We start from the raw sequence: 24109 nt of genomic DNA, 5'->3' as shown, positions 1-24109 counted from the left end.
AACAGCAACGCGGGGTCACTTACGGCCCATCCTGAGGGGGATTATGGGCCGTAAGTGACCCCGCGTTGCTCTATGGGAACTCAGAACATCCAGGGGATCTCTGCGTGTCCGAAGTCGGAGAAGGAACCGAAGCGTCCGGCCTTGAACGCGAGCACCTCTCCGTCCCGGTCCCGGCACGTGGTGACCTGGCCGAAGAAGACCTGGTGGTCACCGACGTCGTACTGCTGCACAACGGTGCAGTCCGCCTGGGCGAGGGCGCCCTTGATCACCGGCAGCCCACTGTCGGTGATGTCGAAGTCGCCGTCGCCGAAGCGATCGCCGCCCCGGACAGCGAAACGCCGGGCCACCGACTCCTGTTTGGCGCCGAGGATGGAAACCGCGAACTTGCCGCTCTCCATCAGTGCCTCGCCCGTCCGGGTCCCGAAGTTCAGCGAGATCATGAGGATGGGCGGTTCCAAGCTGATGGAGGTCAGCGAACTGATGGTCATCCCGTACTGCTCATCCTGGTGCTGGGTGGTGACCACGGCGACGCCGGTGAGGAAGCGGCCCATGGCGCGGCGCATCCCCATGGCATCGGGGATGGTGAAGGCTGGTGCCAGGCTCATGTCAGTTGCTCCGCTCGGCTGGTACGGAATCCGTGTAGTACCGGACTTCGAACATCTTGGCGCCATTCTCGGAGACCCACGGCCCGTGTTCCATTCCGGGAGGACGGGTGGCCCAGTCGCCGGCCTTGAACGTCTTGCCCAGGCGCTGGTCCACGAAGGAGCCCTCGAAGATGAAGACTTCTTCCCAGAAATCGTGGGTCAGGACGCCGTTGGGGGAGGTGTCCGTGCCAGGCTCGAACTTCAGAATGCGGGTGACGCTGTCGTTGTCCGAATCCCGTGCCAGGATGGCCTCGGACAGGCCTTCGATGGGCGGGTTGCAGGGTGCGAAGTCCACCGAGGAGACGGGGGTGAACTCGAATTCGGGCTTTGCCATGGTCAGATTCCTTCCGGTGCGGAGTCGATGCCGTAGGAACCCAGGAACGTGTCCAGCTCCGCCACCAGGGCGTCGTAGCCGTAGTTCCGGTAGGTGTAGGCGCCGCGGACCACGAATGGAGCGCCGGCATAGAACATCTCGTACTGCTGGTGGCGGCCGGCGAACTCGGAACCGATGATGTCCCAGGCGAGTTTGAAGAGCTTGACGCGCTCCTCGCTGCTGACGCCGGGGGACTGGACGTAGCGTTCCATGTCCGGCCGGGTCACGCTGCTGGTCATGTCGGCGACGCTGGAGGGCAACTGCAGGACGCCGCCGCCCACCAAGTCCCGGAGGATCGAAATCACTCGCGGGTACGTCTCGGACTGCAGGCCCATGGCCCCGTACAGTGCACTCTTTCCCGGGACCCTCATACCGGCGTCGTCCGTTGTGGCCGTGTACTCGGCAGCCAGTACGGCAGACTCTACGGACTGGACAATCGCGGCGAGTTCGCCGAGCTTCTCCTGGACACCGGGGATTTTGTCCGTGCCGTTCACCTGCGTGACCTTGCGGGCAACGGAGGCGATGAACTTCAGCTTGGTGGAGAACCGGATCTGGGCCTGCCAGTTACCCAGGGCGTGGGCGCCGGTGTCGAAGAACTGGCGGCGCAGGGTGTCGATGTTCCGGTTAATGAAGACGCGGTCCCACGGGATGAGGACGTCGTCGAACACCACCAGGGCATCCGGCTCGTCGTAGTGGCTGGTCAGCGGGTAGTCGAAGTCGCTGGTGGCAGCCGGTGCGAAGGGGCGGCGGCAGTACAGCTTCAGGCCGTCAGTGGCAACCGGGATGGCGAAGCTGACGGCGAAGTCCACGTCGTCCGGGCCCAGCGGTTTGATGCAGGTGACGAAGACTTCATCAGCGATCGCGGCACCGGTGGCGAGCATCTGCGAACCGCGGACAATGATGCCCTCCTCGGTTTCACGCACGACGCCGACCTGCAGGTACTCGCCTTCCCAACCGGACGCTGTGGTTGCGCGGGAAACCTGCGGGGGAATGATCGCGTAGGAAAGGTACAGGTTTTCGGACAGGATCTTCTTGTAGTACCGCTCCACGTTGCCGGCGAAGTCGCGTTCCTCGTTCTTGAAGACGTCCGCGTGCGATCCGAAGGCGGCAAAGAAGGTGCCAACGTGGTCAGGGCTCCGGCCCACCCAGCCATGGGTGTGCTTGGCCCACTTCTCGATGGCCTCGCGTCGCAGCACCAGTTCTTCCTGGGTGCGGGGAGCAGCGAAGGTGCGGTTGGCCGGGCCGTCAATTTCTTCGGAGTGGAACTGCATGCCGTTGGCGGGATCGGCTGCGATGTCGAACAGCTCGGACATGGTGTGGGCAACCTTCGCGAAGGCCGGGTGTTCCAGGACGTTGCCGACCACCTCGCCGTCGAGGATCACTGTCCGGCCGTCGTTCAGGGACTTCAGGTACTCTTTTCCGGTCCTCATCAGAGTGAGCCTTTCTTGATTTTGTAGTTATGTTCAATGGTGGTCCCATTCGGGAAGGAGAGCTCCAACTTCCAGGAAGTTCCGTCAACAAACTTTCCGTTCAGCAGCGGCAGGGTTCCGCCGAGGCACATGAAGTCGGCTTCACCGATGTCCGTGCGGGCCAAAAGGCGTTCGACGACGTCCGCCGGCTTCCGCAGGCCGCTCAACGGGCCATCCTGGTACAACTCGCCATCCACCCAGGAGCGTGCAGTGCACTGGTCAAGGTCGAGGTTCTCCAAGGATTCGACGGCGATCACCTCACCGGCGACCGGCTTGGGGCACGCCCGCTTGGAATCGCCGATGTCCGTGGCTTCGATGTCACGGTCGGTGTGGTCGGATCCGATGCCCAGGTAGAACTTCCCCTCGTGGCGGATGTAGAGGGGTTCGATCTCACCGGAGGTCAGGTTGTCCGAAGCGTCATGCTCGCCCGAGGTCTCGAACAGGTCAGAGTCCATGCGGTAGAACATAGGCACTTCCGGCGGTGGTGCTACTCCGATGGCCGCCAGTTCATCGATGTGGTGTTGGACTGCTTCAGGATCACGGCCTGTGTAGCCGGCCACCACTCCGTGGAAATCCGTGAGAGTGATTGTTTTTTCCGTTCCCACCACCCTGAAAGTGGGTGGGACTTGCCTTGTTGTTTGCTGTGTTTGCATTTATTTTCCTCTAGACAGTCAAGGTGTCGTATGCGGCGAGGCGGTCGCCGATGACGGGAAATTCGGTGCGGACTGCGTTCACTTGCTGCGGGTCGATGTCCACCATGAGCACGGCTTCTCCGGAGTCCGCTTCGGCGATAACTTTGCCTGCGGGGTCCACCACCCTGCTGTGGCCGCCCAGCTCGGCACCTTCCTGGCTGCCGGCGGCGTTGCAGGCAATCACGAAGATCTGGTGCTCCACGGCCCGTGCAGTGGTGAGCAGGCGCCAGTGTTCCCGCCGCGCTGCAGGCCAAGCTGCGGGGACGATGACGATCTCCGCACCCCGGGTGCTCAGCTCCATCCACAATCCGGGGAAGCGGAGGTCGTAGCAGGTGATGCCCGCAACGGCACCGAACGGCAGCTGGACAACAGGCAGTGATGACCCTGCCGTGAGCAGGCTCGCCTCCTTGGACTTGTAACCGAAGACGTGGACCTTCCGGTACGTGTGGACCACGCTGCCGTCCGGTCCCAGCAGGATGGAGGTGTTGCTGAGCCGGCCGTCCTCGTGGGCTTCAATGATGCTGCCGAGGTGGAGGTGGACGCCCAGGTCCGCGGCCACCCGTGCGCACATGGACACCGTGGGCCCGGTGAGTGTTTCCGCCAGGGCCTGGTATTCATCGAAATGGAAGTAGCCGGCGCTCCAAAGTTCAGGAAGGACTATCAGCTCGGCGCCCTTGATGTCCCGCAGGGTGGCTTCGACGCGGTCGATCCGCTCTTCACGTGTTTCGGAGTCGGGGCTGGCTACCTGGACGAGTGCGATTTTCATGCTCGGTCCTCATCCAGGTCGCTGAGCCGCAGGCCCTTGGTTTCCTTGGCGAACATCACAGAGACCATGGAGATCAAGCCCATGGCGGCGAGGTAGATTCCGATCGCGTAACCGGTGCCGAAAGCGCTGTACAGGGCCAGGGCGATGATGGGGGACAACGAGCCGGCGATCAGCGAGGCAAGGTTGTAGGACACGGAGGTACCGCTGTAGCGCACATCGGTGGGGAAGAGCTCGGAGAAAAAGGCTCCGATGACCGAGCTGTACGCTGCGAAGATCAGCAGTCCACCCACTGCGGCGGCGATGATGCCCCACAGTTGCCCGGTGTTCAGCAGGAAGAAGAAGGCGAAAGCCCAGACCACGGTGGCAATGGAGGCGCCGATCAGGATTGGTTTGCGGCCGACTTTGTCCGCGTAAAGGGCCAGGATGGGAATGGCGACCACTGCCACGGCCTGGCCGATCATGACGGCGGTGAGGCCTGTCTGCCTCTGCAGCCCCATGATCTGGGTGACGTACGTGATGATGAACAGGGAGTAGATGTAGAAGCCTGCGTTCTCGCCCATGCGGCTGCCCGTGGCGATGAGGATTTCCCGCCAGTTGCGGCGGAAAAGGATGGCCAGCGGCATCTTGCGTTCCGGGCTGCCTTCGGCTTCGCGCTTCCGCTGTGCTTCCTTGAACAGCGGAGTCTCCTGGACGTAGAGCCGCAGGACGAGGCCAATGATTACCAGCAATGCAGACAATCCGAAGGCGATGCGCCAGCCCCAGGCCAGGAATTCGCTCTCCGGCATGGTGGCGGCCAGTATGGCCAGGACACCGGCTGCCATGAGGTTGCCGAGGGGCGGTCCCATGTTGGGCCAGGAGGCCCAGAAGGCGCGACGCGCACTTTCGTTGCTGTGTTCGGAGACGAGGAGGACCGCGCCGCCCCATTCGCCACCGAGGGCAAATCCTTGAATCAGGCGGAGGAGCAGGAGGAGCAGTGGAGCGGCCACGCCGATCGCAGCGTAGGAGGGAATGAAGGCGATGAGGGTGGTGGCTACGCCCATGAGCATGAGGCTGGCCACCAGGGTGGCGCGGCGTCCGTACTTGTCGCCGAGGTGCCCCAGGACGATTGCTCCGATAGGCCGGGCCAGGAAGCCCGCCGCAAACGTTCCGAGGGCCAGCATGGTGCCCACCAGGGGATCATCCGTGGGGAAAAAGAGTTTGTTGAATACCAGTGCAGCGGCAGTCCCGTAGAGAAAGAAGTCGTACCACTCGACGGCGGTACCGGCCAGGCTCGAAGCAGCCACGACGGGCAGGCTGGAATGCTTCTGCTGCCTCAGTTCTGCTTTCTTCAAATCGGTCATAGTGGGGATCCTTTTGCGGTTGGGACAGGGGGCTCTGGGGAACAAGCCCGGGAGGTCCCAGGAAATTGAGGGGTTCCGTACGTGAGCGGAGTCACTGGGAAACCGTCACTGAACAACACTGTAGACGGGCTGTATACAACCTGTCTATATTTATGGAAGAAGTTTCCTGGAGGTATTAGGGACGGCCCTGAATGCAACTCGTATACTGGGCTTCGCGAGAAAGGCTCTGCATGATCCAGATGACCCCAGCTGCACAATCGCAGCCGGAAGTGGCGTACCAGTGGATGAAAAGCTATATCGCGGCCCTTCCCCGCGACGAGGAAACATTCCTCAACGAGGGAGTCCTGGCCAAGACCACGGGCACCTCCCGCACCCCGGTACGCGAAGCCCTGCTCCGGCTCGAAGCCGAAGGATTCGTCAAGCGCATCCCGCACAAAGGCGCTTATGTCCCACCAATCTCGGACCCGGATGTCCGCGCCATTTTGCAGGCCAGGTCCGTGGTGGAGAAGTGGGCTGTCCAGTCGCTCGAATCCATGGCCGAAGCCCAAATCGACGCCTTCCAGGCCATCATCGACCAACAGCGCGAAGCGAAGAAGGATCCCTCGAGGTTTATCGAGTTGGATACCGAGTTCCACACACTGATGGTCCGTGCAGGTGGCAACCCCGTCCTCGCCGACTTCTACGCCTCGCTACGGCAAAAGCAACTGAGGATCGGCGTCAAGGCCGTCTCCCGGGGGACGGACCGCGCCGGCGATGTGCTCCGCGAGCATCAGCTCATAGTGGACGCCCTGCGCAGCCGGAGCCTCGACGCAGCGCACCAGGCCATCGATTCCCACCTGGAATCCACGCGACTGGCCGTCATCGGCTACTAGTCCTCGCTGTGCAGCTCCCGCTGGCGGGCGCTCAGCAGCTCAAACTCGGGCCGGGCAGCCACGAACCGTTCAACGGCGTCGAGCACTTGCTGGAGATGCGCGTGGTCCGGGGCCACCAGGGCGGCGCCAACCAGTGCGCGGCGGTGCTGGTCCTGGAACCCGGTCTCTGCGGCTGAAACCTCGAAACGCCGTTTCAATTCCGCCACAAGGGGTCGCACCAGCGAGCGCTTCTCCTTCAGGCTATGGATATCGCTTAAGAGGACATCGAATTCGATCCAACCGATCCACATGGTTCATTATCACCGCAGGTCAGCGTGATGGAACCGTGAGGACTTGATGGAATCTTGAGGAAATGCAGTAACGCACCTTGAGTTGGGGTTGGCAGTGTCTATGAGGTTGGCCCAAAAGGCTGACGGACTCATTCGCTGCTAGTTACCAGGACTGACATCGTGCCCTTAGCCCCTGCCCGAATCCGAACCAGACCCCATACCCGTTTCCGTGCCGCGGCTGCGACGCTGGCCTGTGTTGCCTCTTTGGCCTTGTCCGTTGCCGCTATTCCGGCGGCCGTGGCTGCGCCCTCCCAAGGCTCCACCCTGCAGGCATCGTCCAGCGTTTCGGCCCTCGCCGGGCAGGCGGAGCAGGTGCTGGTGGTGCCGGTGACGGCGGGCCTGGAGCCCACTCGGGTCAGGGGAACAATCGTGGTGTCCGGGAAGCCGGAGGGCACGGTCCGGGCAACGGTCAACGGGCGTGTAGTGCTCGAAGCCGGCGCTGCTGCCAGCATCCCCCTCGACGCGGCCGTCAGCAGCGCCGACGTGCTGACCCAGCAACTGACAGTGGGCCTGCAGTTCGTCCCCGCAACCCAGACCATGTGTGTCCTCTCCAACGCCACGGCAACCCTGAACAACATGGTGGTGGACTTCAGCGGGACCGCCAAAGCACCCACAACGGTGGGGGAGTTCTTCCCGGCGTCCGTTCCCGCCGTCGTGCTTCCCGTCCCGACCGATCCGGGCGCCGATGTGTCCGCGGCCATCATGACTGCCTCGGCAGCGATGTCGCACCGCTACCCGGACGCCGCAGTCGCGGTGGTTCCGGAAAGCGAACTTGCGGCGCGCGTGGCAAACCTGCCTGCGGGCAGTCGGATCCTCAGCGTCGTCGCCGACCCAGGCGAGGTGGGCACCAAGCTCGCCACCGCCGCCGGACTGCCGCAGCTCATCCTTGCCGGCCACGACGAACAACTCCGCACCGCTGCCAGGGCCCTGGCCAGCGACAAGACAGCGCTCGCAGTAACGCCTTCGGTCACCGGCCTGACCTCTGCGCTTCCCGCGGCACCGGGCCTGGCGCAGAGCATCAAGGACCTCGGGAGCGCCACGCTTAAGCTTTCGGGGTATGGCACGCCGGAATCGTATGTTGGTGTCTCGCAATCACAGTTTGGCGGACCGGTTTCCTCGGTGAAAGTCCAGCTCAAGGGCACGCACACGGCCGTGCCGGATAACGCCCACGCGCAGCTTTCCGTCTTCTGGAACGACTACCTGCTGAGTTCCCAGAACCTCGACGGCGGCGACAACTTCACCGTGGACGCTGAGGTTCCAGCCGGGCAGCTTCAGGGGAAGAACGGCCTGCGTATCCGGCTGGCCGCCCTCCCCGCCGGCGGTGACTGCTCCGGACCGGCGGGCGTCATGCCCATGGAAGTCACACTTGATACGGCGGGCAGCACCGTGACCGCTGTTCGTGGTGAGTCAACCAAGGCTGGCTTCGCGCGCTTCCCGCAGGTCTTGGGCCAGAGCGTTCCGGTAGCCTTCGGCGACGGCAGCGCGCAGGCGAACACCGTCAACGCCGCCACCTTGGTCGCTGCGCTCCAGCGGGACAGCGCCACGCTCCTGGACACCCGGGTTGTGGGTATCGATGCGCTGGCCGATTCGAGCGAGTCCGGGCTGGTGGTCGGTGCCACGGCAGAGATGGCCAACAAGCTCTCGGCACCCCTGCGCTTGGCGGAGTTCCGCACCATCTCACCGGACGACGTCGAATATGGCGTGGGCGTATCGGCGCCGTATGGCGTGCTGGAAGCCTTTGAACAGGGCGGCCGGAACCTGCTCCTGCTGGGTGCATGGGCCCCCGAGGGCGACGTTGCGGCAGCCGCCACGCTCCAGGGGCAGTTGGCCGCGCACGTGGGTGGGGTTGAAGGCGGTTGGGGTTCCTTGTCCCGCAACCTCCTGGTGACGCAACCATCGGGAACCCCGGTGTTGTTGGAGAGCAACGTGGTTGTTCCGCAGAAGGCCGTCACCGATGACTACCGTCCCTACGCCTGGTGGATCGGCGGGGCCGTGCTGGTCCTCGGCCTCGCGTTCGCGCTGCGCACCGTGCTCATGAGGAAGCGCGCCAGGGAAGCGCAGGCCTACGTGGACGCTGAGCTGAAATCTTCCGAACCGGGTCATGGCAACTAGCCTCGCCACGCGCCGTGCCGGCCACCGCAAAGCGGCAGTACCTGCGGCCTTGGGTTTGCTGGCCCGGGCATGGGAACGGCTCGGCGCCCCGGTTGCTGGCCGGAAGGTCCCGGGCACCAGGATCGTCGCCGTCCTGTCCGCCGTGGTTGGCTACCTCGCCTGCCTGTACACGATCGGGCACGGCACCAACCTGGACTACTCCGACGCCCAGAGCCACCTGACCATCGCGCGCCGGATCTTCGACAGCAAGGCCCCGGGCTTCGAGCAGCTGGGAACCGTCTGGTTGCCTATGCCGCACCTGCTACTCGCGCCCTTCGTGCTGAACATGTGGTTGTTCAGCACCGGCTGGGCGGCCGGGCTCCTGGGAATCCTGGCGTTGTCCGCCACCACCACCGGCCTGTACCTGATCGCAGCCCGCCTGGGGTTGGGCCGGGCCGGTCGACTCGCTACCACACTGGTTGTCCTGGCCAACCCCGCGGTCCTCTACGTCTACACCACCGCGCTCACCGAGCCCGTGCTGATCATGTGCATCGTGGGCGGCATGGCGGGGCTTGCGCATTGGGCCACAAGCCGGCGTCGCATGAGCGCCGGCGAACTGGCTGTCTTCGCCGGCATTCCGTCAGCCGCCGCCGTGCTGTCGAGGTACGAAGGCTGGGCGCTGGTGATGACCGGGACCTTGTTCGTGCTCATCGTCGGCAAGCGCCGCACGGGCTCCTGGCGCGAAGCACTCACTATGGCCGGCGGTTACGTAATGATTCCGGCAGCCGCCGTGCTGTGGTGGATCTCCTACAACTGGGCCATCTACGGCAACCCGCTGGAGTTCATGTTCGGGCAATACTCCGCCTACGCGCAGCAGAAAAACATTACCGACGGCGGACTGTTGCCCACCAAGGGCAACCTGGGGCTCACGCTGACTACTTTCCATTGGTCGCTGCTGGAGACAGCCGGCGTCCTCGTCCTCGCTGTGGCGGCATGCGGCGCCGTCGTGCTTGTCTTCAGGAGGGGCTTCGCGAACAGCACCCTGCTGGTGGCAGTGACCGGCAGTGCCTACGCATTTGCGCTGCTGAGCCTGTTCCTGGGCCAGACTGCCATCAACAACGACCATTCGCTGCCGTCCACGTGGTGGAACAACCGCTTCGCACTGACCGCCTTGCCGCTGGTAGCGATCCTTGTTGCCGTGTTCGTCCAGGAAATCACGCGGTCCCGGCGGTTCAGGCCCTGGGTAATCGGCGCATTGCTGGCAGGACTCGTGGCGCAAAACATGTGGTGGCATGAGGACCCTACCGCTCGCCTTGCCGTTCTGGCAGAAGGCCGGATGTCCGCAGAATCCACCACCCATTCAACCGCTGCAGCTCGCTGGCTCAACGAGCATTACGAGTCCGGCGGGATCCTTATGGATGAAAGCGCCCGCGGCAATGCGGTCCTCCCTGTCATGGGCATCCCGCTCAAGGAAATCTACAACCGTGCCTCCGGCGACTACTTTGGCCCTGCCCTGGAGGACCCCGCGAAGTACGCCAAGTGGGTCTTCGTCAATGTCGAGGCAGGCTCGGGCGCCCGGGACTCCGGCCCCACCGACCTGGTGTACCAGGCGATGGTGAAGGACCCCGGTTTCAACGTCCGCTACTCGATCGCTTTCTCCACACCAACGCACCGGATCTATGAAAGGTCCTCAGACTGATGACACCTTCTTCCCACGTTGCGGACGCCCAGCTCAACCGGAAGTCGATCGGCCAGACCCTGCTCGAAGCCGGACTGGTCACCCCCGGGCAGCTTCAGCGGGCACTGGACCGCGCCGCAAGTGAAGGCGGCCTGCTGGGACGGCACCTGATCCTGGAGGCAGGGCTGGACCGCCGTCGGATTTATGAAGTGCTGGCCCAGCAGTGGCAGGCTCCGTTGGTTGACCTGGTGGCTGAGCCTGCCGACGACGCACTCATGGAGATGCTCGGTTACAGCGAGCTCGGTGAGCCGTTCTGGCTGCCGTGGCGGATGGAAGGCGATGTCCTCACTGTCGCCACCGCCGTGGCACCCACGGCGGCCATTGCGCATGAAGCGGCCCTGACGTTCGGGGCCAACGACGTCCAGTTCCGCACCACCACCGACTGGGACATCAATCAATCCATCCAACGATCCTTCCGCCGCCACCTCCTCTACGAATCGGCCGAACGCCTTGCCGAAGAACGCCCGGGGGAGTCTGCGCGCACGGCCCTGACGCGCTGGCAGCGCTACCTGCCGGTGGTCCTCGGGGCAGGCGTCGTGGCCGCGTTTGTGGTGTCGCCCCTGACCGCCGTCATCGTTCTGCTTGCTGCGGCCAACATCGTGTTCCTGGTCAGCATCGGTTTCAAGTCCCTCGCGAGCCTCCGCCGCCCCTTCGACAGCTTGCACGAGGCCGCAGTCGCCAAGGCCCGGAACAGGGAAAGGGCCAGACGCGGCCTCCCTCCACTCGCGGAAGAACGGGTGCCCGACGCCGAGCTCCCTGTCTACACCATCCTGGTTCCGGTGTTCCGCGAGGCCAACATCATCGACAAACTACTGGCCAACCTTGGGCAGCTGGACTACCCGCGTTCCAAGCTTGACGTCCTCGTGCTCCTGGAGGAGGACGACGCCGAGACCATTGCCGCCGCAAAAGCTTCCAGGCCGCCGGAGTACGTGCGAATCCTCATCGTGCCCAAGGGCGACCCGCAAACCAAGCCCCGTGCGTGCAACTACGGGCTGACGTTCGCCCGCGGGGAGTACGTGGTGATTTACGACGCCGAAGACCGCCCGGACCCCGGCCAGTTGCGGGCATCCATCGCTGCGTTCAAGCAGGACGAGTTCGAGCGGCAACACCTCAACCCGAACCGCAAACCCCTCATCTGCGTCCAGGCAGCCCTCAACTATTTCAACGCAGACCAAAACGTCCTCACCCGTATGTTCACCATTGAATACACCCACTGGTTCGACTCCATGCTTCCCGGCCTGGACAACTCCGGGATTCCCCTGCCGTTGGGCGGCACCTCCAACCACTTCGTCACGTCCTTGCTCAAGGAAGTCGGCGCGTGGGACCCATGGAACGTCACGGAAGACGCGGACCTGGGCCTCCGGGCCGCAGTGGAGGGATACCGGGTGGGCGTCATCGACTCCACCACCTGGGAGGAGGCCTGCTCGCAAGTCCCCGCATGGATCAAGCAACGCACCCGGTGGATCAAGGGCTATATGGTGACCTCCGCCGTCAATACCCGGAACTCGCTGCGCTACATCCGGAGCACCGGAATCGCGGGCACCATCGGCTTCCTCGGCCTGATCCTGGGAACACCGTTGGCGTTCCTCGCCTACCCGTTGGTGGTCGGGTTCACGGTGGTCACGTACATCGGCTACGACATCGTCGGATTGGTCCTGCCTCAATGGCTGTTGGTGGGAGGTGTGGTGTCCATGCTGTTCGGCAACGCCATGATGATCGTCGTCTCCGGTGTAGCCACGCTGCGGCGCCATGGCTGGCGGATCGCCATCTTCGCGTTGCTCAACCCCTTCTACTGGGTGCTGCACTCGGTGGCGGCCTGGCGGGCCGCGTGGCAGATGCTGACGAGTCCCCACAAATGGGAGAAGACACCGCACGGGTTGGAAGCCGAGTACCACGACGACGGCCACTGGGCCGGGTGAGATATCCTCCTCGAAGTAAAAGGATCTTGAGTCAATCTTGAGGAAATGCCGCAGTGGGGTTGAGCGAGCAGCACCACACTGGGCTCAAAGACCGAAGCATAACCAGCTGAGGGGGTTGGGCCATGGTTCTCGATGCATTCTCTGTACGGGTTGCCTTGGGCGTGGTCACAGTGACGCTCTTCATTCTTTTCTGCGCGTCTTTCCACCGCACCCGCTCGCCCTACGCAGGCTGGTGGAGCCTAGCACTGCTGGAATTCATGGTGGGCAACGCTGCGTTCCTTCTCAACGGCACCACACACCAGCAATGGGCCAACCCCGTGGGTAACGTCCTGGTGGTGGCCGGGGCGTTCAGCGTCTGGGCCGGCGCGCGGTCGTTGCGGGACCTCAAAACAACGCCTTGGCAGTTGGCGGTAGGCGCCGGCATCACGGCTGTTGCTTCCGTTCTGGAGGACCCCGGAACCAACGTGTGGTCCGGGGGCTTCGTTTACCTGGCCATGATGACGGTTGGCATTGCGCTGGCGGCCAAGGATCTCTGGTTCATCAAGGCCTCCCACTCCCAAGTGCACAAGGCGCTCTCCCTGGCCGCGGGGCTTTTGGCCCTCTATTACCTGGGCCGTTGGGGCGTCTACGCCGCCGAAGGCCCCACCAGCGCTACTTTCCGCACATACTTTGGGCCCGCACCCTCAGGGCTTGTGTCCATGGTTCTTCTGGTCACGGTGTCCTTCAGCATGACGGCGCTGACCAGCGACCAGCTCATCAAGGGGCTCAAGGAACGGGCCGCCCGGGACCACCTGACAGGCCTGCTGAACCGGGGCACCTTCCTGGAGCTCGCCACCGGCGAACTCAACCGACTGCGGGCCACGGAGTCCGGCGTCGCGATCGTCCTGGCGGACCTGGACCACTTCAAGGCCGTCAACGACGAATATGGACACGGCGCCGGGGACGTCGCCCTCAAAGCTTTCGCAGCGGCCTGCACTGCCTCTGCCAGGTCCACCGACCTCATAGCCCGTTACGGTGGCGAGGAGTTCATTCTGTTCCTCCCGGGGGCTACACAGGAACGTGCTGAGAGCATAGCCAGCGAAATCAGTCGCCGCATGGCTGCAATGGCCGTACCTGAGGGTGTCACGTTCCCCACGATCAGCTACGGCGTAACGTCCAGCCCCCGTGCTGCGGCGGACCTGGCCTTCATGATCGAGGTGGCGGATGCGGCCCTTTACAGCGCCAAAGCACAGGGAAGAAACCGGATTGTTGGAGCAGACCGCCTCGAGGCGGCCATTATCGCGGACGAGGCACGATCATGAATGAACTCACCACCAGGATCCAGATCCAGCACAACCACGAGTTGTCCGCTTTCAGGCAGGACATCACCAGCGCACCCTACCAAGGCCTATCGCACCCGTCCCTGAACGCCAGCCGCCGCTCAGTAAGGATGAGTCCGGTGCAGTCGGTCGAGGACGGGAATGCCAACCTGACCATCGTGGCCGACGTCGAAGGACTCGCCTGGTTCACCGCGGACAAGGGCCTGCTGGGCAGCTGCATCACGGTGTCCATCGCCGGGCACCGCCGCAACACAGGTACCCGCGTCCACCTGCCGCTGGCCGAATGCGACGCCTGGATCGAGGCCATCCTCGGCGGATCCTGGATCACCCACGTTTACCGCGCCGGGAACAAGGTTGAACCGGACGGCCGGCTGGACATCGCCTCCTACCGGCTCTTCCTGGACGAGCGCAGGAACCCCGTTTCCAAACCCCAAGCCGTTGCCGACTCCACGTTGCGCCGCCTGGAAGAGTCGTGACCAGCACTGCGTCCGGCTCTCCAGCAGACCTCGACCCCAGGATCGGAAGGCTGGAACGGCATATCCAGGCCCTCATGGAGGAACTGCACCAGGCACGCTACGACCAGCATCGGGACACCCTGACCGATTCCCTGACAGGGCTGGGCAACCGCTTGGCGCTGATCAACGCCTTCGGTGACGCGCAGGACGCCGCGGCCCGGGGCGCAGCACCCCCGGCGCTGCTCCTCCTGAACCTGGACGGCTTCAAAGCCCTGAAGAACTCCGCCGGCCATGCCGCCGCGGACCAGATCCTGGTGACCGTCGCCATGCGCATCAGGTCGGCCGTCCGGGATGACGACGTCGTCACCCGCCTGGGTGGCGACGAGTTCGCCGTGCTGTTGCCGGCCACCCCGCAAACCCGGGCCACCGCCGTCGGGAACCGCATCCTGGCCGCGCTGGAACCAAACATCGACCTGGGAAACAATTCGGTCCGATGCGGGGCGAGCATGGGCCTGAGGATCGCCGAACCGCACCACAGCGCTGAGGATCTCCTCCAGGAAGCCGACCTGGCCATGGAGGAATCGAAAAGCGAGGGCCGGAACAAGCTCAAAGTGTTCGACCCCGGAACGTTGCATGCCAGGCAGCTTCAACGCCAGATCGTGGGCGAACTCCGCGACGCCATCCGTTCGGACCAGCTGGTCCTGTATTACCAGCCCATCGTGGAGCTTGCCACGGGACGGATCGAGGGGTCCGAGGCACTGGTCCGCTGGAACCACCCCGTGCACGGCCTCATCATGCCGGACCAGTTCATCCCGGTCGCCGAAGCCACCGGCCTCATCGCGGAGTTGGGCCGGTGGGTCCTCCGGACAGCCGCGCGGCAGTTGCGCGAGTGGAGGGTCAATCCCGCAACCGCACAACATCACTTTTCCATGCGGATAAACGTCTCCGCCGCGGACCTGCAGAGCCTGGAATTCGTGGACGACGTCAGCGAGGCCCTCGCCGAGGAGTCCCTGGCGCCGGAATCCCTGGTGCTGGAGTTAACGGAAAGCGCCATCATCCACAACAACGAGCTGGACCGTTACACCCTGGCCAGTTTGCAGAGGCTGGGCGTGGGGCTGGAAATCGATGACTTCGGTGCTGGCTATTCGTCCATGGGCTACCTCCGGAAGCTCCCCGTGGACCGCGTAAAAGTGGACCGGCAATTCGTGAAGGATCTCGGCAAAGATTCCGCGCAGCTCGGCTTCCTCGCCGCCATCCAGCAGGTCATCCGCTCCTGCGGCCTCGATGGCATCTGGGAGGGAATCGAAACGAAGGAGCAGGCCGAAGCCCTTCGAAGCATTGGCTGCACCAGCGGCCAAGGCTACTACTTCGGCAGGCCGTTGCCAGAGGCGGAGTTCACCGCGCAGCTGGCCCGGCAGCAAACCTGGCCGGCTTAAACAAGCAACGCGGGGTCACTTAAGGCCCATCCCGAGGGGATTTATGGGCTGTAAGTGACCCCGCGTTGCTTTAAGCGGGGAGGATCAGCCGAAGTACTTCGGCAGCGTACCTTCGTGCGCTTCGCTGAGGGCGTCCAAGGAGAGCTCGTCCACGCCGTTGATCTCCAGCTTTCCACCGGCAGCGTCAACGACGCCGATCCGGATGTGGGCGAAGCCGCGGGCCGTGCACATGTCCTTGAAGCGAACTTCCTCTGAACGCGGCACCGAAACGATTGCGCGGGCCTGGGATTCGGAGAAGAGGGCCGTGAACAGGTCCACGCCGTCACGTTCCATGAGTTCCTCAAGGGCAATGCGGGCGCCGACGCCGTAGCGCAGCGAGGACTCAACCAAGGCAGCCGCGAGGCCACCCTCGGAGAGGTCGTGGGCGGCGTCAACCATGCCATCGCGGGAAGCGTTGATCAGGATCTGGCCCAATTCACGCTCGGCCGCGAGATCGACCTTCGGCGGCAGGCCACCGAGGTGTCCGCGCAGGTTGGACCATTCCGAACCGTCCAGCTCCGCTGCGGTGGTTCCCAGCAGGTAGATGGCCTGGCCGTCCTCGCGCCAGCCTGACGGCGTGCGGCGTGCGACGTCGTCGAGCTTGCCCAGGACTGCCACCACGGGGGAGGGGTGGATGGGCGTGGTGCCGGTCTGGTTGTACAGGGAGACGTTGCCGCCCGTCACCGGGATGCCGAGCTCCATGCAGGCATCGGAGAGGCCACGGATGGCTTCGGCGAGCTGCCACATGACATCCGGGTCCTCGGGGGAACCGAAGTTCAAGCAGTCACTGACGGCCATCGGAACGGCGCCGGAGGTGGCGACGTTGCGGTACGCCTCAGCCAGTGCCAGCTGCGCACCCTGGTACGGCTCCAAGTAGGTGTAGCGGCCGTTGGCGTCGGTAGCCAGGGCAACGCCCAGGCCTGTCTCCTCGTCAACGCGGACCACGCCGGCGTCGTCGGGGAACGCCATGGCGGTGTTCCCGCCAACGTAGCGGTCGTACTGGTTGGTGATCCAGGACTTGCTGCACATGTTCGGCGATGCCACCAGCTCGGTGACCGCCGCAGCCAGCTCGGACGGAGCAGACGGACGGCCGGCGTCTTCGACGGAACCGGTGAACGTGTTGGCCTGGACCGAGTCCTGCCACTCCGGGCGGGCGAACGGACGGTCGTAGACCGGGCCGTCGTGCGCAACGGTGCGGGGATCGACGTCGACGATTACTTCGCCTTCCCAGGTGATGATGAGGCGACCAGTGTCGGTCACTTCACCCAGCCAGGAGTACTCCACGGCCCACTTGTCCATCACGGCTTCGAAAGCTGCGATGTTCTCAGGGGTGACCACGGCCATCATGCGTTCCTGCGACTCGGACATGAGGATCTCGCCCGGGGTCAGCGTGGGATCGCGCAGCAGGACGGAGGTCAGTTCGACCTCCATGCCGCCGTCACCGTTGGAGGCGAGCTCGGACGTGGCGCAGGAAATGCCTGCGGCGCCGAGGTCCTGGATGCCTTCAACCAGCGAGCCCTTGAAGAGCTCCAGGCAGCATTCGATCAGGACCTTCTCGGCGAAGGGGTCGCCCACCTGGACGGCCGGACGCTTGGAGGGCTTGGTGTCGTCGAAGGACTCCGAAGCGAGCACCGAAGCGCCGCCAATGCCGTCGCCGCCGGTGCGGGCACCGAACAGGACAACCTTGTTGCCCTTGCCGGACGCGTTGGCCAGGCGGATATCCTCGTGGCGCATGACGCCCACGGCCAGGGCGTTTACCAGCGGGTTGCCTTGGTAGACGGAGTCGAAGACCATTTCGCCGCCGATGTTCGGCAGGCCCAGGCAGTTGCCGTAGCCACCGATACCGGCAACTGCACCGTGCATGACACGGGCGGTGTCCGGGTGGTCGATTGCGCCGAAGCGCAGCGGATCCATCACGGCAACCGGGCGGGCGCCCATGGAGATGATGTCGCGGACAATGCCGCCGATGCCGGTAGCGGCACCCTGGTACGGCTCAACGAACGACGGCGAGTTGTGCGACTCGATCTTGAACGTCACGGCCCAGCCGTCGCCCAGGTTGGTGACGCCGGCGTTTTCGCCGATGCCCACCAGCATGTCCTTCTTCATCTCCTCGGTGACCTTCTCGCCGAACTGGCGGAGGTGGTTCTTGGAGGATTTGTAGGAGCAATGCTCGCTCCACATGACGGAGTACATGGCCAGCTCGGCGCCGGTGGGGCGGCGGCCAAGGACCTTCACGATCTCGTCGAATTCGTTCTGCTTCAGGCCCAGCTCGGACCACGGAAGTTCCGTGTCCGGGGTCTTGGCAGCGTGCTCAACGGTGTCGATGTTGAACTTCTTGGTGGTTTCCGTGGTCACTTGTCGCCTCCCACAATCTTGGTCAGTACGGAGGTGAAGAAGCCGAGGCCGTCGGTGTCGCGGGGAGCGCCATCCAGTGACTCGGGGCCGAAGCCGGTCTCCACAGCGTGCTCGGGGTGCGGCATGAGGCCCACCACGTTGCCTGCGGCGTTGGAGATGCCGGCGATGTCGCGGCGGGAGCCGTTCGGGTTGAAGCCCACGTAGCGGAACACCACGCGGCCTTCGGCCTCAAGGGCATCCAGGGTCTTCTCGTCGGCGATGTACTGGCCATCCTGGTTCTTCAACGGCACGATGATTTCCTGGCCGTCGGTGTAGTCCACGGTCCAGGCGGTGTTGGCGTTTTCCACGCGCAGCGTCTGGTCGCGGCAGATGAACTTCAGGTGGTCGTTTTTGATCATGGAACCGGGCAGCAGGTGCGACTCGGTGAGGATCTGGAAGCCGTTGCAAATACCCAGCACGGGGAGCTTTGCGTCGGAGTTGGCTGCGTCAATGATCTTGGACATCAGCGGCGCGAAACGAGAGATGGCGCCTGCGCGAAGGTAGTCGCCGTAGGAGAATCCGCCGGGGATGATGACAGCGTCAACGTCGCCCAGTTCGGAATCGGCGTGCCAGAGCGGAACCGCCGTGGCGCCGGCGAGCCGTACTGCACGGGCGGCGTCGCGGTCGTCAAGGGTGCCGGGGAAGGTGACGACGCCAACCTTGGCGCCTGCGAGCCTGGGCTCGGCGGCGACGGCTACAGCCTCGCCAATCAGGGGGATCGACGTCATATCAGGCCTCAACGACCTCGACGTTGACAACATCCTCGATCACCGGGTTGGACAGGAGCGTCTCGGCAGCTTCGCGGGCCTGGGCCAGGATAGCGTCGGTCACCTCGCCGTCGACGGTCAGTTCAAAGCGCTTGCCTTGGCGGACTGCGCTGAAGCTGTTGAAACCGAGGCGGGGCAATGCACCCACGATGGCCTTCCCCTGGGGGTCCAGAATCTCGGGCTTGGGCATGACGTCAACGACGATCCGGGGCATCCGGTAACTCCTGTGCGGTGAGTTGGGTGAACCTTAAATAAGGCTGCCGCGGAGATGCCGTCTCACGCCGTTCAGCCGCATCCAAACAGCGTGATGAACAAAGGGTTAAACACGGTTGTGAACTGCAATGTTTGAACGGCATGGGGGCGCTCCGCGAGCTTGCACACCTATTCTACCGGGACTGGCGCACATACCCTATTCAGCCCGTTTCCGCGAGGACACCCCGCCGTCATGGCAGAAATGCCCCATTTGAAGGCCCGACGGCGGCTCCCGCCAAGGCCTGCCGGTTCCCGGTGGGAAGGTTCGACGGCGGCGCTGGCCGCGGGTGGCCCGCATCACTAGGATTGCGGCATGGCTGAGAAACCGAAATCGATGGTGCTGGGCGTTGTGGCCGCGGCCGTTTTTGCCGGGCTTGGCCGGATGGTCGTCCAAAAAATCCTGTCCGACAGGGCGGCGCGGGAGCGTCATCTCACGGCGCCGCTGGATCAGGAAACGCGGGCAAAGATCAGCGAAGCACTGCGTACACCCCGCAAATAGCTTTCCATTAGCGCACGCACAAATGCGCTAATGGTTCGGGTTCAACCGTGGAATTCCGGCGTAGCTTGGAGGTACACGCGGGGTTCGCCCCAGTACCATTCAGGATCCAGCCAGGAGGAACAATGACCGAACACATTGCCGAAGTATCCGCCTGTAGCGTGGGCAGTTGCGGCTTCAACCACGACGGCTGCACCGCTTTTGGAATCACCATCGGTGGCACCCAGGACCACGCTTCCTGTGCAACGTTCATCGACACCAACGCGATGGGCGGCCTTCCCAAGGTCCTCGCGCATGTGGGTGCTTGCCAGCGCTCCGAGTGCGTCCACAACAACAACCTCATGTGCGAAGCGCACGACGTCAGGGTCGGCCCCGGCCGTGAAGCGGCTGACTGCCTGACCTACGAGCACGCCTGATTGTTCCGCGGCAAGCGGGCCTGCCCTCTTCGGAGGGCAGGCCCGCTTTTCCTTTCTCCCGAGTAGTCCCTAGCCGGCAACCTTGTTTGTGAGCGGATCGCCTGCCTTGACTGCGTTGACATTGGTGAGGATCAACTGGGATGCGCCTTTGGGGCGGTTGCCGGCCACATGCGGGGTGATGATCAGGTTCGGCGCAGCCCACAGCTCCGACCATGCCGGGAGCGGCTCCTGCTTGGTCACGTCAAGGGCGGCCACGCGCAGCCTTCCCTCCTGCAGGGCGGCCAGCAGTGCATCCTCGTCGACAGTGGCACCGCGGCCCACGTTGACGAAAATAGCCCGGGCCGGGAGGAGCCGGAGAATGTCGTCATTCAGGGCATCTGCGGTGTCGGGGGTAGCGGGAAGAATGGAGATCAGCACATCGGTGGTGCCCAGGACGTGGGGGAGTTCCTCCGTTGAGACCACTGGGAAGCCGTAGCGCTCACCTTTGGAGTTGGCCACGCCGGTGACTTTCGCGCCCAGGGCTGCCAGCAGGGGAGCGAGCCGCCCGGCGATCGAGCCGAAGCCCCAAATGGTGACCTTGGCGCCGTCGAGCGTATAAAGCTGTTCGGTCGCAGGATCGGACTGTGCAGCGTTGAATTCGGTGTTCCAGGTGGCATTCCCTTGGGCTTCCTGCAGGACATCCAAGCGCCTGACTGCTGCCAGCACCAGCGCAAGCGCGTGTTCGGCGACGGGGCCGTCGTGCAATGAGCGACCTGAGGTGATGGCCACGTGGCGGGCGAAACCTGCCGCCAGCACGGAGTCAGGCCCGGCAGCCAGAGTCTGGACCAGCTTGAGGTTCGGCATTTCGCGGGCTGCGTCCGCCAGGTTCTCCGCGGTGTTGCGCCAGACAACGAGGACCTCAGCGTCGCGGTGCCCGCTGGGGATGGGCTGGTCCACGGCGTAGGTGGCTACCTGGTCCCCGGCATCGGAGAGTTCGGCGAGGTCCAGTTCGATGGTGTCCGGGGCAAGGATCTTCACGGCAACTCCAAGTGATGAGGGTGGACGGTTCCGTCTTGAGGCTACCGCTTCGGCCCGTCGGGAGCCGCTCCCGCTCAACCCTTGGCAATGTGACCGGGAACACTTAGGGTGGTAGGACGTTCGACGTAGCACGTAGCACCCATTTGGAAGGACACTCGATTTGAGATCACCATCGCTCGCCCACATCGCAGCTGCCAGCGCCCTGAGCCTGGGCCTCCTGGCCGGTCTCGGCCTCCCCGCAACCGCCGCGCCCATCCCGCCCACCAACCCAACAGCAACCCCGGGCACCTTCGCCGAGGCCAATATCGGTGCGGACCGTACGGCAGCCAACTTCTTCTACCGGATCCCCGCATTGACGTACCTGGGCAACAACGTGGTGCTTGCTGCCTGGGATGGCCGTCCCGGATCCGCTGCGGACGCACCGAACCCCAACTCGATAGTTCAGCGCCGCAGCACCGATGGCGGGCAAACGTGGGGGCCTGTCACGGTCATTGCCGCCGGACATGTTGCCGACTCCAGCGGACCCAAGTACGGATACAGCGACCCCTCCTACGTCTTCGACGCCGAGGCCGGCAAAGTCTTCGCCTTCTTCGTGTACTCCAAGGACCAGGGTTTTGGTGGCAGCCAATTTGGAAACAGCGACGCCGACCGGACGGTGATCTCCTCCGCGGTCATTGAATCCTCGGACAACGGCGTCACATGGAGCCAGCCGCGGCTCATCACCAACGTCACCAAGCCCGGAACCAGCAAGACCAGCCCCGCGGCGGGAGACGTACGCTCCAACTTTGCCTCGTCCGGCGAAGGCATCCAGCTCAAATATGGCCAGTACAAAGGCCGCTTGATCCAGCAATATGCCGGAGACGTCCGCCAGGCTGACGGAACCAACAAAATCCAGGCCTACTCGGTCTACTCCGATGACCACGGGGCTACGTGGAAGAAGGGCGCCAACACCGGCGACCGGATGGACGAAAACAAAACCGTTGAACTCTCCGACGGCCGCGTACTCCTGAACTCCCGCGATAACGCCAACCAGGGGTACCGCAAGGTGGCCATCTCCACGGACGGCGGGGCAACGTACGGTCCCGTCACGCAGGACACTGAACTCCCGGACCCGGCCAACAACGGCGCCATCGCGCGCATGTTCCCGGACGCCGCACAGGGTTCGGCCGATGCCAAAAAACTGATCTTCACCAACGCCAACTCCAAGACCGGGAGGGAAAACGTCTCGGCGCGCGTCTCCTGTGATGACGGCGCAACCTGGCCGGGCGTCCGCACCATCCGGGCGGGTTTCTCCGCCTACTCCACGGTCACGCGGCTGGAAGCGGGCAAGTTCGGTGTGCTCTACGAGGGCAACTACACGGACAACATGCCGTTCGCTAAGTTCGACGACGCGTGGTTGAACTATGCCTGCGCTCCGTTGTCAGTTCCTGCCGTTACCACCGCTTCGGGGAGCACCCAGCAAGTTCCAGTGACCGTCACCAACCAGGAAGCCTCCACGCTATCCGGTGCCAACGCCACCATTTACACTCCCAGTGGCTGGTCAGCTGCCACAGTGCCGGTTCCGGATGTCGCCCCAGGTTCCTCGGTGACCGTCAACGTGCCGCTCACCGCACCGGCGAATGCCAGCGGACCGCAGAACCTCAACGCGGCATTCACGACGACGGATGGCCGGGTTTCGCAGTTCACCTTCACCGCAACCGTCCCCGTGGCCCCGCAGGTGGGCTTGACCATCACCGGAACGGCACCCAGTCGCGATGTCGTTGCCAGCCCATATCAGGTGGGGGAAGCGCTCAACTACTCCTTCAACATCAAGAGCACCGCCAATGTCACGGCCAACTCCGTACCCCTTTCCGGGACATTCGACTCCGGCTTCCTGCCGCCGTCGGCCCCCAACTGCCGGTACAACAACCTGGCCGTAGGTGCCAGCTACAACTGCACCACCGCCAAGCATGTCATCACGGCAGCCGACGTCCAGCGCGGCTACTTCGTGCCGGAAGCGAGCTTCAGCATCACGGCCAGCACGACGCCGTCGCTCACCAAAACAGTGCCGTTCACAGGCGCTGCAGTAGCCTTGCGCGACGGTTTGCTGACGGCCGACATCAGCGGGGCGCGTGCCGACGTCGGGCGTGATCTTGCCACCCAGCCGTACGCGGCCGGCGATCTTGTCCCCTATACCTTCACGGTAAAGAACACGAGTCCGCAGGTGGAGAAAGTGGTTCCCACCGCAGGCAACTTCAGCCCGTTCCTCCCGGAAGGGCCGGGCAACTGCCGCTACAGCGTCCTTCCGGCCGGTCAGGGCTACCAATGCACCACTCCGCGCCACACTGTGACCGCTGAAGAAGCCGAGCAGGGATTCTTCACCCCGAAGACCACATGGGAAGTCAGTTCGGCGGGCCAAAGCACCAAGACCATGGTGGTGGACGGCGGCGAAGTGGATCTCAAGGTCCGTGAACCGAAGCTTGAAGCGACCGTCTCGGCAACATGGGAAGACGCCGACGGTGACCGGTTCGCCAGTGCCGGTGATCCTGTCATGTACACGTTCACCGTGGGCAACGCCGGCAATGTAGCGGTAACCGGCTTGGAAGCGCCCGACGCCGGTATCTCCGCAGCCGCCCTTGCTGCCGGTGAGTCCGTGACCGCCACCCGTGAGCATGTGCTGACGGCCGCGGACGTCGCTGCCGGCAGCCTGGGCGCGATCTCTTTTGAGGCGACGGCCCGCAACGGAGCCCTGGAAGCGGCAACGTCGGCATCGGGTGATCCCCTCGAACTGAAGGTTCAGCCGGCAAAGCCTGAGAGCACTCCCGAATTCAAGGTCCAGGAGCTGGGTGCGCCGCCGACCGATTTGGGCACGGCGGACAAGTACCGCACTGGCCAGAAGGTTGTGCTGAAGGGCCTCGAATATGGGGACTGGTATTACGTTTACCTCAACAAGAAGAGCTACCGGGTTGGTTGGATCTTCCCCACGACGGACAACACCGTTGAGTTCATCCTGCCCTCGGATGTGCAGAACGGGCGGGACGATGTGGTGGTCCTGGACAAGCACGGCGTCCAGGTCTCCTTTGACCGGCTGCAGGTCACACCCAAGGGCTGACGTTCCCCGACAGGCTCAGGCAACGGACTGCAGGAGATTCCTGCAGTCCGTTGTGTTTGTTGTGTGACGGATTACCTCTTGCGTGACAAGACAAATTTCCCGAAATGTGCTGTATGTCATATTCGCCTATCACTAGGTACTCTGTGACTCGGCTGGTTGCGCGTGTTTGACAAGAACTGTCAAAGGTTCAACCA

Annotated in this window: 21 protein-coding genes; 10 read left to right on the top strand and 11 right to left on the bottom strand. The window is 63.9% G+C overall.

What is annotated here, in order from left to right:
• Positions 1–80: 80 nt before the first annotated feature.
• The 6 genes from J2Y68_RS19590 to J2Y68_RS19565 are packed head-to-tail and all read right to left on the bottom strand — an operon-like array spanning position 81 to position 5284.
• Positions 81–605, bottom strand: a complete 525-nt coding sequence (locus J2Y68_RS19590; RefSeq protein WP_105693877.1) for a flavin reductase family protein — start codon at positions 603–605, stop codon at positions 81–83.
• A 1-nt stretch (position 606) separates the two neighbouring features.
• Positions 607–978, bottom strand: a complete 372-nt coding sequence (locus tag J2Y68_RS19585) for a cupin domain-containing protein (protein WP_284985261.1) — start codon at positions 976–978, stop codon at positions 607–609.
• 2 nt (positions 979–980) lie between these two features.
• Positions 981–2447 carry a 4-hydroxyphenylacetate 3-hydroxylase family protein gene (locus J2Y68_RS19580; RefSeq protein WP_309995970.1) on the bottom strand — a complete coding sequence of 489 codons (1467 nt, stop codon included), beginning with the start codon at positions 2445–2447 and terminating at the stop codon, positions 981–983.
• Positions 2447–3139: a DUF2848 family protein gene (locus tag J2Y68_RS19575; protein ID WP_309995967.1), complete on the bottom strand. Its 693-nt coding sequence runs from the start codon at positions 3137–3139 to the stop codon at positions 2447–2449. The genes J2Y68_RS19580 and J2Y68_RS19575 overlap by 1 nt, the downstream gene beginning before the upstream one ends.
• Positions 3140–3149: 10 nt before the next feature.
• The gene (locus tag J2Y68_RS19570; RefSeq protein ID WP_309995964.1) at positions 3150–3944 is read right to left on the bottom strand and encodes a carbon-nitrogen family hydrolase; all 795 of its coding nucleotides are present in this window, start codon (positions 3942–3944) and stop codon (positions 3150–3152) included.
• Positions 3941–5284, bottom strand: coding sequence for an MFS transporter (locus J2Y68_RS19565; RefSeq protein ID WP_284985266.1), 1344 nt, complete (start codon positions 5282–5284; stop codon positions 3941–3943). The genes J2Y68_RS19570 and J2Y68_RS19565 overlap by 4 nt, the downstream gene beginning before the upstream one ends.
• 230 nt (positions 5285–5514) lie before the next feature.
• On the opposite strand from J2Y68_RS19565, the gene J2Y68_RS19560 reads away from it, so the two are divergent.
• Positions 5515–6156 (top strand): GntR family transcriptional regulator, encoded by a 642-nt coding sequence (locus J2Y68_RS19560; RefSeq protein WP_309995961.1) that lies wholly within the window; start codon positions 5515–5517, stop codon positions 6154–6156.
• Here the strand turns inward: J2Y68_RS19560 and J2Y68_RS19555 are convergent.
• On the bottom strand, positions 6153–6446 hold the full coding sequence (locus J2Y68_RS19555; RefSeq protein WP_309995959.1) for a DUF503 domain-containing protein: 294 nt from the start codon (positions 6444–6446) through the stop codon (positions 6153–6155). The genes J2Y68_RS19560 and J2Y68_RS19555 overlap by 4 nt on opposite strands.
• A 159-nt stretch (positions 6447–6605) precedes the next feature.
• On the opposite strand from J2Y68_RS19555, the gene J2Y68_RS19550 reads away from it, so the two are divergent.
• From J2Y68_RS19550 to J2Y68_RS19525, 6 genes are all read left to right on the top strand, one after another.
• Entirely contained in the window at positions 6606–8597 is a 1992-nt protein-coding gene (locus J2Y68_RS19550; protein ID WP_309995957.1) for a cellulose biosynthesis cyclic di-GMP-binding regulatory protein BcsB, read from the top strand.
• Positions 8587–10275 carry an ArnT family glycosyltransferase gene (locus J2Y68_RS19545; RefSeq protein WP_309995954.1) on the top strand — a complete coding sequence of 563 codons (1689 nt, stop codon included), beginning with the start codon at positions 8587–8589 and terminating at the stop codon, positions 10273–10275. The genes J2Y68_RS19550 and J2Y68_RS19545 overlap by 11 nt, the downstream gene beginning before the upstream one ends.
• Positions 10275–12233: a glycosyltransferase family 2 protein gene (locus J2Y68_RS19540; RefSeq protein WP_309995951.1), complete on the top strand. Its 1959-nt coding sequence runs from the start codon at positions 10275–10277 to the stop codon at positions 12231–12233. Before J2Y68_RS19545 ends, J2Y68_RS19540 begins: the two co-directional genes overlap by 1 nt.
• Positions 12234–12355: 122 nt before the next feature.
• The gene (locus J2Y68_RS19535; RefSeq protein ID WP_309995949.1) at positions 12356–13534 is read left to right on the top strand and encodes a GGDEF domain-containing protein; all 1179 of its coding nucleotides are present in this window, start codon (positions 12356–12358) and stop codon (positions 13532–13534) included.
• Positions 13531–14028, top strand: a complete 498-nt coding sequence (locus J2Y68_RS19530; RefSeq protein WP_309995946.1) for a hypothetical protein — start codon at positions 13531–13533, stop codon at positions 14026–14028. The genes J2Y68_RS19535 and J2Y68_RS19530 overlap by 4 nt, the downstream gene beginning before the upstream one ends.
• Positions 14025–15443, top strand: a complete 1419-nt coding sequence (locus tag J2Y68_RS19525) for a putative bifunctional diguanylate cyclase/phosphodiesterase (RefSeq protein ID WP_309995943.1) — start codon at positions 14025–14027, stop codon at positions 15441–15443. The genes J2Y68_RS19530 and J2Y68_RS19525 overlap by 4 nt, the downstream gene beginning before the upstream one ends.
• Positions 15444–15527: 84 nt before the next feature.
• Here the strand turns inward: J2Y68_RS19525 and purL are convergent, their stop codons facing one another.
• From purL to purS, 3 genes are read right to left on the bottom strand one after another with little or no spacing between them, the layout of a single operon-like run.
• A complete protein-coding gene (gene purL, locus J2Y68_RS19520; RefSeq protein WP_309995938.1) occupies positions 15528–17837 on the bottom strand; it encodes a phosphoribosylformylglycinamidine synthase subunit PurL in 2310 nt (769 codons plus the stop codon).
• Positions 17834–18604 (bottom strand): phosphoribosylformylglycinamidine synthase subunit PurQ, encoded by a 771-nt coding sequence (gene purQ / locus J2Y68_RS19515; protein ID WP_309995935.1) that lies wholly within the window; start codon positions 18602–18604, stop codon positions 17834–17836. Before purQ ends, purL begins: the two co-directional genes overlap by 4 nt.
• A gap of 1 nt (position 18605) precedes the next feature.
• A complete protein-coding gene (gene purS, locus J2Y68_RS19510; RefSeq protein ID WP_011773385.1) occupies positions 18606–18857 on the bottom strand; it encodes a phosphoribosylformylglycinamidine synthase subunit PurS in 252 nt (83 codons plus the stop codon).
• Between the two features lie 351 nt (positions 18858–19208).
• On the opposite strand from purS, the gene J2Y68_RS19505 reads away from it, so the two are divergent.
• Entirely contained in the window at positions 19209–19394 is a 186-nt protein-coding gene (locus tag J2Y68_RS19505) for a hypothetical protein (RefSeq protein ID WP_309995932.1), read from the top strand.
• Positions 19395–19516: 122 nt separating this feature from the next.
• Complete coding sequence (locus tag J2Y68_RS19500) at positions 19517–19807, top strand: DUF1540 domain-containing protein (protein ID WP_211713976.1); 291 nt, start codon at positions 19517–19519, stop codon at positions 19805–19807.
• A gap of 69 nt (positions 19808–19876) precedes the next feature.
• On the opposite strand, the gene J2Y68_RS19495 is transcribed toward J2Y68_RS19500, so the two are convergent.
• Positions 19877–20824, bottom strand: a complete 948-nt coding sequence (locus J2Y68_RS19495; RefSeq protein WP_309995928.1) for an NAD(P)-dependent oxidoreductase — start codon at positions 20822–20824, stop codon at positions 19877–19879.
• A gap of 160 nt (positions 20825–20984) precedes the next feature.
• Here J2Y68_RS19495 and J2Y68_RS19490 point away from each other — a divergent pair, with 160 nt between their 5' ends.
• Positions 20985–23915, top strand: coding sequence for an exo-alpha-sialidase (locus J2Y68_RS19490; protein WP_309995925.1), 2931 nt, complete (start codon positions 20985–20987; stop codon positions 23913–23915).
• Positions 23916–24109: the final 194 nt, after the last annotated feature.

The organism is Paenarthrobacter nitroguajacolicus, assembly GCF_031455195.1.
Lineage (GTDB): Bacteria > Actinomycetota > Actinomycetes > Actinomycetales > Micrococcaceae > Arthrobacter > Arthrobacter nitroguajacolicus_D.
The sequence above is the reverse complement of the archived record's forward strand: the minus strand, read 5'-3'. Positions and strand labels throughout refer to the sequence as shown.